At 52.7% G+C, this 13,029-nt stretch carries 10 protein-coding genes; 3 read left to right on the top strand and 7 right to left on the bottom strand.

The window, feature by feature from the left end; all coding sequences use genetic code 11:
• Positions 1-87: 87 nt before the first annotated feature.
• The gene (locus tag EHO01S_RS07860; RefSeq protein ID WP_024523444.1) at positions 88-1,581 is read left to right on the top strand and encodes a C69 family dipeptidase; all 1,494 of its coding nucleotides are present in this window, start codon (positions 88-90) and stop codon (positions 1,579-1,581) included.
• A 1,706-nt stretch (positions 1,582-3,287) separates the two neighbouring features.
• Here the strand turns inward: EHO01S_RS07860 and EHO01S_RS07850 are convergent.
• The 7 genes from EHO01S_RS07850 to EHO01S_RS07815 form a co-directional block, all read right to left on the bottom strand.
• Positions 3,288-3,866, bottom strand: coding sequence for a Slp family lipoprotein (locus tag EHO01S_RS07850; RefSeq protein WP_035370338.1), 579 nt, complete (start codon positions 3,864-3,866; stop codon positions 3,288-3,290).
• Between the two features lie 730 nt (positions 3,867-4,596).
• Positions 4,597-4,956: a helix-turn-helix transcriptional regulator gene (locus tag EHO01S_RS07840; RefSeq protein ID WP_024523441.1), complete on the bottom strand. Its 360-nt coding sequence runs from the start codon at positions 4,954-4,956 to the stop codon at positions 4,597-4,599.
• 18 nt (positions 4,957-4,974) lie between these two features.
• Positions 4,975-5,271: a DUF406 domain-containing protein gene (locus EHO01S_RS07835; RefSeq protein ID WP_024523440.1), complete on the bottom strand. Its 297-nt coding sequence runs from the start codon at positions 5,269-5,271 to the stop codon at positions 4,975-4,977.
• 157 nt (positions 5,272-5,428) lie between these two features.
• On the bottom strand, positions 5,429-6,436 hold the full coding sequence (gene asrC / locus EHO01S_RS07830) for a sulfite reductase subunit C (RefSeq protein ID WP_024523439.1): 1,008 nt from the start codon (positions 6,434-6,436) through the stop codon (positions 5,429-5,431).
• Between the two features lie 11 nt (positions 6,437-6,447).
• Positions 6,448-7,266 (bottom strand): anaerobic sulfite reductase subunit AsrB, encoded by an 819-nt coding sequence (gene asrB, locus EHO01S_RS07825; RefSeq protein ID WP_024523438.1) that lies wholly within the window; start codon positions 7,264-7,266, stop codon positions 6,448-6,450.
• Entirely contained in the window at positions 7,266-8,315 is a 1,050-nt protein-coding gene (gene asrA, locus EHO01S_RS07820; protein WP_024523437.1) for an anaerobic sulfite reductase subunit AsrA, read from the bottom strand. Before asrA ends, asrB begins: the two co-directional genes overlap by 1 nt.
• Positions 8,316-8,577: 262 nt before the next feature.
• Entirely contained in the window at positions 8,578-10,542 is a 1,965-nt protein-coding gene (locus EHO01S_RS07815; RefSeq protein WP_024523436.1) for a peptidase U32 family protein, read from the bottom strand.
• Between the two features lie 541 nt (positions 10,543-11,083).
• Between EHO01S_RS07815 and fnr the strand changes: the two genes are divergently transcribed.
• Both fnr and uspE read left to right on the top strand, forming a co-directional pair.
• Positions 11,084-11,839 carry a fumarate/nitrate reduction transcriptional regulator Fnr gene (fnr, locus tag EHO01S_RS07810; RefSeq protein WP_024523435.1) on the top strand — a complete coding sequence of 252 codons (756 nt, stop codon included), beginning with the start codon at positions 11,084-11,086 and terminating at the stop codon, positions 11,837-11,839.
• A gap of 194 nt (positions 11,840-12,033) precedes the next feature.
• The gene (gene uspE, locus EHO01S_RS07805; protein ID WP_024523434.1) at positions 12,034-12,999 is read left to right on the top strand and encodes a universal stress protein UspE; all 966 of its coding nucleotides are present in this window, start codon (positions 12,034-12,036) and stop codon (positions 12,997-12,999) included.
• Positions 13,000-13,029 lie beyond the last annotated feature (30 nt).

The following is a 13,029-nucleotide window of genomic DNA, read 5'->3' as shown; positions in this document are numbered from 1 at the left end:
GTGTCCGATGGCGTATGCTGAAAGGCGAGGCAAAGGTCCAGCGTACCTGGATCTTATTCTTTTCTCCCGCGGTGTTGGAGCATCATGATGAACAACTTCCCCCTGGCGACTCGGACAACACACTCCTCTGCTGAGGCGCATCCAGATTCCTGTACCACTATCCTGATTGGAGGCGCGGCGACATGTGATGGTTCACGCATTATCGCGCGAACAGAAGACCATGACCCGCTGCTCTCCAAGGTATTGCTCAAGCATCCGGCCAAGAAGAAGAGAGGCGAAGCGTTATTCCAGGCCAATGAGAATGCATTTAGCTGCCCGCTGCCGCCGATGGCCCAGGCCTATAGCGTATTCGCGAATGGTAAACCAGGCAAAACGGCCGCTCAGATGACCTGGGGCGCAGCGGGTTTTAATCAATGTGGGGTAGGGATGAGCGCCACCGAAACCATCTTTGCCAATCCCCAGGTGCTGGCATGTGATCCCTATCTACCGACCATCGGGATCAGCGAGGACAGTATCACCGATGTGGTATTGCCGTACGTCGTCTCGGCGCGGGAAGGCGCTGCCCGGCTGGGTAAACTGATCGAAACTTATGGTGCAGGTGAAGGATTTGGCGTGGCCTTTATCGATCGCGATGAGATCTGGTACCTGGAAACTGGCAGCGCCCATCAATGGCTGGCGGCCCGTTTGCCGGAAGCGTGCTATTTCGTCACCGGCAATCAGGGGAGGTTGCGAGCTTATGATCCCGACGATCGGGAAAACTATATGGCGTCGGCCACGCTGATCGCCTTTGCCCAACAGCACGGTTTCTACGATGCTGCGCGCGACGGACGCTTCAACTTTGAGCGGGTTTATACTCGCCACGATGACCCGCACGATCATTACTACAACTATCCACGCGTGTATGCCTTGCAGCAATTGTATACGCCCGATGCGATGCGTGATCTGCAATGTCCTGATGAGTTTGCAGTATTCGAACACCCACAGGTGCAGTTAGATGTGGAGGCGGTAAAACAAGGATTGCGAAATAGTTATCAGCATCTGGGACGGCAACCCTATGCAGAAACGCCTGACTATACCTGGCGACCGATCTCGTTGTTTCGTACCCAGCAATCGCATATCTTGCAGTCGCGAAATGGGGTGCCGCCTGCGTTGGCCGATGTCGAGTACGTCTCCTACGGTATGCCCAGTCTCTCCGTCTATATTCCTTGCTATCCTCAGGCCATCGATGAGTTTCCCTTGGCGTATCGCACCGTCACCGATGGCTCAGCAGATGACCTCTCCGCGCAATGGCGGTTCCGTAAGTTACAAACACTGGTGATGCAAAACTATCCGCGCTATGCGCCGCGGGTGCAGCAGCGCTACCAGCAATTAGAGGCCCGCTTCGAGGCGTTACGCCTGGAGATGGAGCAAGAATATTTATCTGTCTATCAAGAAGATAGCCTCAAAGCACGTTGCTTGGTACAGCAATTCTGTACGCAGGCGTTCGCCGAAGCCTTAGCGGTGACTCGGGAGTTAACCAATCAACTATTCACTCAGCTGGCTCAGGATGTGAATAGTAAGTATCTGTTTGCCGGAGCCTAAGACGTTCCACCATTCAGTATCACATTCCACAAGCGAGTCCGATAAGCGGCAATTTCGTGACAATGTCACTTTATTACCGTCACTGACCCATATGAGGCGGCCCAATGGGAATGGGCCAAGGTCCGATAAGCGGCGGTAGTCGGCAGGTTTATCCGCAGTAAGCCGCAGCACATGTCGCCTTGGCCCCCTGCGATCTCGCCTGGGTGATTCATCTGTGCCAGAGGCGCCTTCCGCATAGCGATTTTCACATTGATATTAAATAGTAAAGATCGCGAAGTTTCCACGCGGCCAATGCAGGGGCGCGGTTGCCCCTTGACATGCTTTTGCCCAATGCTACAACCCGAATTCCGCCAAGAGCACGCAAATAAGTCCCAACATCGCGCCATGGCGGTTTATTTTAACGCCAAAAATGAGTGCGCTAGGTGAAATCTCATGGGTAATCCCCCTGATCTGATTCCAGATTTCACCCAGCGTTACCGATAGCGGGCGGGTCACCGCCGCACAGGGAAGGGGGGCGCTGAGTCGCGCGAAGACCAGCCGCCCTCTGCGTGTGAGTGCCAAAGCGATCCCCGACATCGATTATCAACCATCGGCAGCGGCGCAGCGAGAGACACGTAACGAGCGTGACCGCCATCATTGCACGGATCGGCATGAGGACAGCAAACGGCGCGAACTCCGTGTAGGCCCGATATTTTCTACAATGCCAGGCGTGAGCTTCTGACTCCCTAGCATGAAAGTGCCGCCGGCCATACGGCATCACCAGAACAGTTTAATGCGCGCGGGAATACTCAGCGTGAGAGCATGATAGATATTATAGGCGAACGCTGGAGGCGCATTCTGCATCTTGCTGAATGAGAAAGGTGAGAAAGGGCAACACCGAGAGGCGATCGATTGGCAGGGGAGCAAAGACTCAATGCCGAGGATCGCTGACGGGACGCCATCGAAAACAGCGGCATATTGAAGCCAGGTGGCATTCATTGTTCACGCGCCAACGAACAATCCCAAGAAGGTGTCCCATTATGACCGCCTGGTTTAATTTAACATAATATACATTATACGAACTTAATAATCAGGCAAAGAATCCGCCATGTGTTGCCGGGAACGGCTATTGATTTGGTTGCTGATAACCGTCCGCCATCAGTAGCGTCTAACGCTGACCCCATCATACAAACTATCTGCACAACGTTGTTTCCCAGATGAAACGGATCTCCGGACATGAACGCAGCATGCTGGTATCGACCTTATAAGGCATGGATCATGCGTAATCTTATATCCCTTTTCACATTACGTTCGCCGAATGTTCGTTCCAGGTCATATATCATTTATCATTTTCTCAATTTCAAAATCCTGTTCTTCCTTACCCCCATCGCCAACGACCTGTTACGTTACCGCGACGATCAACTTTACGGTTTGGCGATAGATCTATGCCTTACCGCCATCGCCAGACCCAGCCGGTCAATGTCGCGGTCCGGTCATCATACACACTGCGTCCATCCCAATATGCCAGTAGCCGCCTATCTTGGCCGCCTTTTGCCGCTTTCTTCCCCCTCCATGGCAACGCTAGGTGAAATCTGGAATTAGATTAGATGGATTACCCACGAGATTTCACCTAGCGCTGGCAAATTTGCACAAAAAAACCGCCAAATGTGAATGCTGGCGGTTAATTGACACTACTCATTGGCACTATCTGCGGCCTTACTCCCTGTTTAACGGTTGACGACCGCCTCAGGTTGCAGCAGCGGATACCATCCCCAGCCTGGATCCATATTGCTACGCCACGTCATCGGCCAGTTCGGCCCGATGCCATAGTCCCACTGCGCGACCGGCGGCAGGGTTTCATCAACTTGCCAGGCTTGAATCCCCTGGATATTCAGGGTAACAAAGGTATAAGGCGTGGCGCCGATTTTACCTTGTTCACTGCCACTGATCGTCCCTAGTACCGTAACCAAATGATGACGATAATTGACCGGATCGAGGAAATGATCGCTACGGGCGATCAACCGACCTTGGTATCCCTGGCCCAACTCCGGTCTGGCAGCGCTATTGAGCGGCAATACGGCGATTTCAAGTAAAGTTTGTTTCGGCTGGTTGATCACATTGATGACTTGCCCACCCAACCGAACCTGCTGGCCAGTATACAGATTCGGCGTCATATGTATCTGACTGAAGTTTTTCTGTAATGTCGGGCTATTAGTCCCCTGAATACTGGCGGGTACAGAGGCGCAACCGCTTAAGACTAGCGGCGCAGATGCTAACACTGCCCATAAAGAATATTTCAATTTCATCGTGCTCTTCCTCATCGGTTGCATGATCTTGCCTAGCAATGAGTACACCTTGGCACCGAATAATGATGGTGCTGGTAAGCAGTATAGCGACTATTCGATGCGATGGATTAGGTAGGAATAGCAGGCGTACAGAGATCATATAAATAATATGAATGTACTGTGTAAACGGCGGAGAACAGAATCGCAGGATAATGCTCTGCGCCGTGGTGGATGACAGCGATTAGTACATCTGGAGCATTACATCTGGAACTGACCGACGGCGTCCGCCAACTCACTCGCCTGCCCCTGCAAGGCGGCGGAGGCGACCGTCGATTGTTCAACCAGGGCGGCGTTCTGTTGCACCATGGTAGTTTGGTGTGTAGTGGATCACAAAATCAGGACACTGTAATAACCTGTTTCCACTTTTCTTCATGCAAGCAAGGCGATAAACCACCATTATTATCGCGACAGCTTGCCGGGGATTTCGCTCATCAGCACGGCAGCCTGCTTTAGGATTTCTTTTTAGTTCGACGAGTTTTGAGCATGCATCACCTCATTTTCACTGTTTTAACATTAACAGGATTTCGAGGTGTCCTGAATTACCGAACTACTACAGATTAAGGAATGACTGAACCTGAATCATCATATTCACTTTCATTATTAATACTTTGGTATATATCTTTAAATCGTTCCTGCAGTTCATGACAGCGTCAGCGTGGCCCCTGCAATGAGGCCGCGCTGACATGAGGAACTAACTGGCCAGACACGCGGTCCGACGACACAGGAGACGATACTCGGAGGGAGAAACGCGATATTGGTTCTTAAATATCTGACAGAAGGTGCTCTGACTGGGATAGCCAAGTGAATGGCTGATCTCTTTAATACGCATATCCGTCTCTTCCAACTGCTGTAGCGAACGTTTAAGCCGCTCTTGACGGATGTAATTGGCTAATGTCATACCTGTCGCCAATTCAAACTCACGTAGGAAATAAGAGCGGGAATAACCGGAAATGGCCACCACATCGGCACTCTTAATTCCTAAATGAACATGACTGGCGATCCATACTTTGATGGTTGAAAAACTTTTTAAAATAAATTTGTCTCTAACCATGACATTATCCCCTACTACTTAAGCGTGACGCAATGAAAGCTCAAAAATAACGGTTTCTGCCTGACAAGAAAAAGTAAAGTGAGCCTCCAGAACGAACTCCCCTTCTTTTTCATTAATCTCATGAGTAATAACACAGGGGTATTCAGCCTGCGCGACGGCTTGCGCTTTGCTGGTTAAGCGAGCCAATTGTTTTTCTGCTTCATCGCGTGTCGCATAGGCTTGAGTGATGGCAGTGGTGCAATTGTCGTTATCCAGCACGGAGCCAATATCGATTGCACACCCTTTATTACTGCATTTATCGACGACGTCTTTCATCACATTACCCTCATTTATTATCAACTGTGTCTAGAGTAAAACAAATTAATAATCAATAAAAACGATTAATGATAATATATACAACCAGTTTTATAGATTATAAAAATAACAGAGGCCCGTCGAACACGAGCCTCTGCTAGCAAGCACCGTGGCAAGGTTATACCGACTTCAGATGCACATTGCCGACATAGGTGTCTTCATTCCAATACATCCGCTCGGCCACTTGAGCACCAGGGTTTAGCGTCACGTCACGCAGCACTCGCTCTTTAAAGTAGCTATAACCGGCACGATCGATCAGATGTCCCATATGCAGATAGACCGGGGTTCCGGCTAACATCTCACGCTCAAACTCGAAGATGTTACGGATGACCGCCTGAATCACATCCTCGGTAACCCAGTTGAGAAACACCTTACCGACGCGTGGCGTCTTCTTACTGGTTCGGCCCCCCAGACGTACTTGGTACAGCTGCTCAGGCTGTCGTTGCCAAGCCAGTGTCGGACAGGCTAACACGCATTCGCCACAGCCGATGCACAGACTCTCCTGTTTACTGGCCTTACCATTACGTAATGACAGGCAATCGACGGCATGGTGCTTACAGGCCCGCACACAGGCACCACAGCCGATACAACGTTCTGGGGTGAATTTGATGCGTGCGATGCCCAAGACCCCCAAATCGGCCATGCTCGCCTTGGCGCAATCGTTGGGACACCCCGCCAGCACCACCTTCAGGTGATAACGGCTAGGGTAAACCAGCTTCTCCAGACGCTGCGCCATCCCGGTGGTATCCGTGTTCGCCTTCTGACAGATACGGTTGCCTTGGCAGGCGACGATATTACGACCACCGATGGCTTGATAACCCGCCTGCGGATCCTCCACCTCGACGCCGCATGTCTCAATCTCTATCTCACGGATAAAGGGCTCTAGCGCCGCATTAACCTTATCCATATCCTCATAACGGATCCCCGGCATCGCCAACTTTTGCCGTGTCGTCAAGTGGATCAAACCGTTGCCATACTGCTCGGCGATCTGCTGGGCTACGCTCAACAGGCGGGCTGGTAAGATACCGCCGGGTATGCGCACGCTGACCATAGCTTCGGAGCGAACCTTCGAGAAGCGGTATTCATTCAGCGCCCGTGCGCGGTAGATATCGACATCGATACTCATTGTTGGCTCCTTTAATCGACCATGGTGCGAGCGTCGGCATAGTTAAATACCGGCCCATCCACACAGATATAGACATCCCCCATGCGGCAATGGCCGCACTTACCCACTGAGCACGCCATACGCCGCTCATAATCGACCCAGATTTGCTCATCGCGCAGGCCGTTGGCTTGCAACAAGGCAACCGTTGCCCGGATCATCACCGGCGGCCCGACCACGATCGCTTGGATCTCTTCCGGGGCGCTAAAGTCGAGATACGGCAGATGGTCGGTCACCCGCCCTAAATGATAGTACTCCGCCACTGGCTCCCCCTCATCCAGGGTCAGGCAGAGGTTATGCTGACCCCGCCAGAAATCCAATTCGCGCTTATACAGCACACTTTGCGGATTCTTATAGCCGAGGATCATATCCAAGCTTTTCACCTGGTCGGGATGCTCGCAGAAATGGCGCAATACCCCCTTCACCGGCGCGACACCGGTGCCGCCGGCTACCACCACCAGACGTTTGCCGTAAAACTGCGTCAAATCATAGCCATGCCCATAGGCACCGCGCAGCCATACCTGATCGCCAGGCTGCAAGGCGAATAGCGCCTCGGTCACCTTGCCGACTCGGCGTATCAGCAGATCGACCCAGCCATCACCGTAGTCGGAGACGGAAATCGGCGCCTCACCGACGCGCGGCAATGACACTTCGACAAACTGGCCATAATGTAGCGGAAAGTCGCAGGCGACGCGGAAGTTCCACTCCAGATCGGTATGTTTCTCAATATCCAGGATCGGATAAGCGGTCGGCAGCAGGACTTGACGATGTTTCTCACAGTTACCGTTACACATTATTTCTGCTCCTCCTGCATCACGCGGGCGACCTCAGCACTCATCTTATTAATAATATTTGAGAATTTAATATACTGCGGACAACGATCATCACAGCGTCCGCAACCGACGCACATATGCTCGCCTTCTTTGGCTCTGGCGCGATAGTCGTTGACCTTGTGTAACGCACGAAAGCGCAGTCGTTCGCTGACCTTATTGCGGAAGTGGTGACCGCCGGCCATATCAGTAAAGCCCTCCACCATACAACTGGCCCACTGGCGACGACGCTCGCCACGCTGCGGGTTTTCGGCATAGGCGACATCGAAGATGCTGTAACAGGTACAGGTTGGACAGCCGGTAGTACAGCGTCCACAGCCGATGCAGCGATGTTGATAATCATTCCACAAGGGGCTGTCTTGCAAGATCTGACGTATCCGTTTGGGGTCATCGCAGATCTGATCGGGGGTCACGACCTGCTCCGGGTTTTCGCTGACGAAACCGGCATGGTAATCGCACGCGTGTCCCAAGCCGGCGAAAGCCTCTTGCAACGCGGGATCGGTGATCTCGACATTCACGCCCTGCTCATCGAAACGTAACGCGACACTGTAGTTCTCGGTACGGTTGGTACCCATCGAGACGCAGAAACAGTTTTCAAAGCTGCTGGCGCACTCGATTAAGGCAAACTTGATACTGTCGCGGATCAAGGCGTAGCTATAGTCGGCATTATTCCCATTCTTGAGATACATATAGTCGAGACGACTCATTGCATTGATGTCGCAGGCGCGGGCTAAAATCAAGCGCGGGCGGCGGTCAACCTCGGCGATTTGGATGACATCATGATCGAAGTGGAACAAGGTCTCGGTAATCGGAGCGATCACCGTACTGGGGGCCATATGGGACTTTTCCTGCCAGACGATGTCCCGCCAACGGCTCACCTCCTGGTAAACGATATTATCGGTATCGGAAAAACGTCCGCCGCGGTACTCCGCCACCGGGGCATACACCCGGTAGTTACGACGTAGACGCGCCAGTGCCGCATCTGCGTCGGCCTCAGACAAACGAAGTGACATAATGACTTCTCCACGTTAATTGTATGGATATTTCTATACCCGACTATATAACGCCTCGCCGATCGCGACTTACGCGAAATGCGTATTGGTGATAATGTCAAAATAGGTAAATAAAAATTATGCTTTAAAAACAAATCATTAGAGAATCAGTCCAACTTGGCGCTGTCAGAGAAGTAGTCAGAAATATAAGCGAGATCAGGTTTTTGGCGGGAGAGAATCTCCCGCCTTGGCTGAGGGTGAGGCGGGCGTAGAATGAAGGGGATTATTTCCGTTTATTCGGCAGGGTTTTCACCAGCTCGTCCGGCGTAATGCTGCCAACGACGCTACCTGGCAGTGCCATCTTTAAGACGTGGGGTTTGATCTTACCGATGACCTGCATCTCGCAATGTTTGCAGTCAAACTTCAAGGTCAAGACCTCATCCTGATGCACTAATTGCATCGGCGAGGCGCGCCCTTTGACACCTTGAATGCCACGCGCCTGCTTGGGGCAGAGGTTAAACGCGAAACGCAAGCAATGCTTGGTGATCATCACCGGCACCTCGCCCTTCTCGCCATGCGCCTCATAGGCAGCCTCAATCAACGTCACCCCATGCTGGCGGTAGAAATCACGTGCCAAGTGGTTATAGACATTGTCCAGATAGGTCAGGTGTGTCTGCGGATAGCATGCTGGCGGGGTCACGGCCAGTTTGCGCCGCAAACGCGTGTCCTGGCTCGCGCGCAGGGCATCCAGTTGCTCAATAGCCTCACGACGCAACTGGTTCAACTGGCTATTCGGCACAAAGTAGGGTTGAGCGAGATCGAGCGTCACGGTGCGCGCCTGATATAAGGTCTGGCCCAGCTTACTTAAGCCGTCGCGTAGCCCCTGCTCCGCTCGCTCAGCCTGACGAGCCGGTTCGAACGGCCCCGCCAACGTCTGCGTCACACTGATGCCATCTTCGCAGGTGACCGTCAGTTGCAGTTGCTGCGCCGTCCCAGTCAAATGCAGATCGAGCGCAAGCCGACGTTCACTGGAGGGTTTCAGTAATGCCTGTTGCCAATCATGATCCAGGTTACGGTTTAGTGGATGAGGCAGACGCAGCGTCGCCAGCGCCGGCGGCATCTCGTTAGGCCAGACACGGTAACGCCCCGCTCCCCGCGCCTCGACCGTATTCGCCCGCAGCCCCACGACCTCCCGTTTGACCAACACATTCAAGCCATCGCCATTATGCAATTCGACGTTCACGTCAACATCCAAGTGCGTTGCCGCAACCGCCGTCACTTCGCCGATCGGCACGCCGATAAACGTCGGCGAATCGAAAGCACCGATGTCGATCTGCCGCTGGCGCACGAAATAGTCGGTGCTGCCGCGGTGGAAGGTCTTAGCCGGAGATGGCGTAAAGTGATGATACGTGCGTCCCAAAGAGGCACGACTCAAGTCGGGGCGCTGCTCCAGGATGGCATCCAGCTGCTGGCGATAGTATGCCGTGATGTTCTTTACATAGCTCATATCCTTATAACGCCCTTCGATCTTGAAGGAGCGTACACCGGCCTCGATCAACGCCGCCAGGTTATTGCTCTGATTGTTATCCTTGAGTGACAGCAGGTGCTTCTCATAGGCGACGACCCGCCCCTGCTCATCTTTCAAAGTATAGGGCAAACGGCAAGCCTGGGAGCAGTCGCCCCGGTTGGCACTACGCCCGGTCTGGGCATGAGAGATATAGCATTGGCCCGAGTAAGCCACGCACAACGCCCCATGGATAAAGAACTCGATATTGGCATCAATGCTGTCACGGATCTCGGCGATCTGCGTCAGACTCAATTCCCGCGCCAACACGATCTGCGAGAAGCCTACCTGAGACAAGAAGCGCGCCTTCTCGACGCTACGGATGTCGCATTGGGTACTGGCATGAAGATCGATCGGCGGGATATCCATCTGAAGGATCCCCATATCCTGTACGATCAGCGCATCGACCCCGGCATCGTACAGCTGGTGGATCAGACGTTGTGCCGGCGCCAATTCGTTGTCGTGCAGGATGGTATTCAGGGTGACGAAGATCTTCGCCCCATAGCGATGAGCGAAGCTGACCAGCTCGGCGATGTCGCGAAGAGAATTGCCGGCGTTGTGGCGTGCGCCAAAGCTCGGTCCGCCGATATAAACCGCATCGGCACCGTGCAGAATGGCCTCTCGGCCGATGGCCGCCTCGCGGGCGGGACTGAGGAGTTCAAGCTTATTCGTGGGTTGGCGCATGCAGTTACCGTGGTTAGTGTGTAAAACGGCGCTATTGTAGTCGCGTCAGAGGGAGTTACAAGGCTGGTCCGCCGAATTTCTTAGCGCCATTGCCGCTGCGTCTACGGTGGGTGCAGCGCGCGCAACTATTCGCCCATCGCTCCGATATGCTATTATTACTCAATTAACTTGCGTCAAAGCATGCGTGGTTTAGGTAATTTTGTATGATTTTATTCTGGGTCGCGCTGTAATTTTTAATTTCCGCACCAATCGTTACCTCGCCGCTAAGCCGCCTCCGCTCTAGCCTAACGCGTATTTTTACCCCTTATCGTTAGCCTGAAATAACATCGCATCAACAGGAATAATCATAGTGCTAACATAATTAGAGGTGCTAATCATATTCCAGTGACATTGTCACTAATCAATAATGTGCGATGCATCACAGCTTATACACGAATTGTGCCTTAATTCGCATCTCATCATCTGGATCAAGAATAGGGTTTATTATCCTACATAAAAGATGTTAAAATTGACCGATATCAATATTATTTAGGCAACACCTATGATTCCGGAAAAACGTGTCATTCGTCGAATCCAGTCTGGTGGTTGTGCGATCCACTGCCAGGATTGCAGCATCAGCCAGCTGTGTATCCCGTTTACGCTTAATGAGCATGAGCTGGACCAGCTTGATAACATCATTGAACGTAAAAAGCCGATTCAAAAAGGCCAAGCGCTGTTTAAGGCGGGGGATGAGCTGAAGTCGCTGTATGCGATCCGTTCCGGAACCATTAAAAGCTATACCATCACTGAACAGGGCGACGAGCAGATCACCGCCTTCCACCTGGCGGGTGACTTGGTCGGCTTCGATGCCATCGGCGCGCAGATACACCCGAGCTTTGCCCAGGCGTTGGAGACCTCAATGGTATGTGAGATCCCTTTCGAAACGCTGGATGATCTGTCTGGCAAGATGCCTAGCCTGCGTCAACAGATGATGCGTCTGATGAGCGGAGAGATTAAAGGCGATCAAGATATGATCCTGCTGTTGTCGAAGAAGAACGCCGAAGAGCGTCTGGCGGCTTTCATCTACAATCTCTCCCGCCGCTTTGCCCAACGTGGCTTCTCGCCGCGTGAATTCCGCCTAACCATGACCCGCGGCGATATCGGCAATTACCTTGGTCTCACCGTCGAAACCATCAGCCGCCTGCTCGGGCGCTTCCAGAAAAGCGATATTCTGAGCGTAAAAGGTAAATACATTACAATTCAAGATATTGATGCCTTGGCCCAATTGGCCGGCAACCCGCGGACACCCTGTGAGTAAGTTGTCTTGATAGACATAAAAAAAACGGCGCTTGCGCCGTTTTTTTTATGTAGCCTGCGTCACCACACCTCACGACTTATGATTATATTTTGCAAATTGTCGCGCGACAGCATTTTCCTTACCTATTCTATTGTATGGTGAACTATGGGTTTATTGTATCAATTGGCTATCACGGTGAAGTAAGGAGAAAGTATATGGCCGATTATCAGAAAATACTGGTGGCTATCGATCCGAATCAGGATGACCAGCCGGCACTGCGGCGTGCGGTATACCTGGTGCAACGTAACGGCGGCCAAATTTTAGCATTTCTCCCCATCTATGACCTGTCCTATGAGATGACTACCCTCTTGTCGCCGAGCGAACGCATGAGCATGCGTGAGAGCGTGATCACCCAACGGACAGCCTGGATCCGTGAGCAGTGCCACTACTATCTGACGGCGGGGATCGCCATCGAGATTAAGGTGATCTGGCATAACCGTCCCTATGAAGCCATCATCCAAGAAGTCATCCAAGGTGGTCACGATCTGTTGCTGAAGATGGCACATCAACACGACCGACTCGAATCGGTGATCTTTACCCCTACTGACTGGCATCTACTGCGTAAGTGCCCTTGCCCGGTATGGATGGTAAAAGATCAGCCCTGGCCAGAGAATGGCACTGCGCTGGTGGCGGTGAACCTTTCCAGCGAGGAACCTTATCATGACCCGCTGAACGTGAAGCTGGTTCGTGAGTCACTGGATCTGGCGAAACGCGTCGGTCATAACGACATCCACTTGGTCGCGGCCTACCCCGTCACGCCAGTCAATGTCTCTATCGAGATCCCCGACTTTGATCCACGGGTATATAACGAAGCCATTCGCGGTCAACATCTGGTAGCGATGAAGGCATTACGGCAGAAGTTCGCCATCCCGGAAAGTCATACCCATGTCGAGCATGGTCTGCCTGAAGAGGTGATCCCCGACGTAGCACGGCGTCTCAATGCCGGGGTGGTAGTCTTAGGCACCCTAGGGCGTACCGGTATCTCGGCGGCGTTTATCGGTAACACGGCCGAGCATGTGATCGACCACCTCACTTGCGATCTGCTGGCGATTAAACCCGATGGTTACCAATCACCGCTCACCGCGCAGACAGTCGCCGATGACGACGACGAAGATGACTGATCGTCCCCCGTCGTGCGGCCACCGCTCGCC

Origin of the sequence: Edwardsiella hoshinae NBRC 105699 = ATCC 33379, assembly GCF_000474215.1 — a bacterium.
GTDB classification, from domain to species: Bacteria; Pseudomonadota; Gammaproteobacteria; order Enterobacterales; family Enterobacteriaceae; genus Edwardsiella; species Edwardsiella hoshinae.
This window is presented reverse-complemented; position numbering and strand designations above follow the sequence as displayed.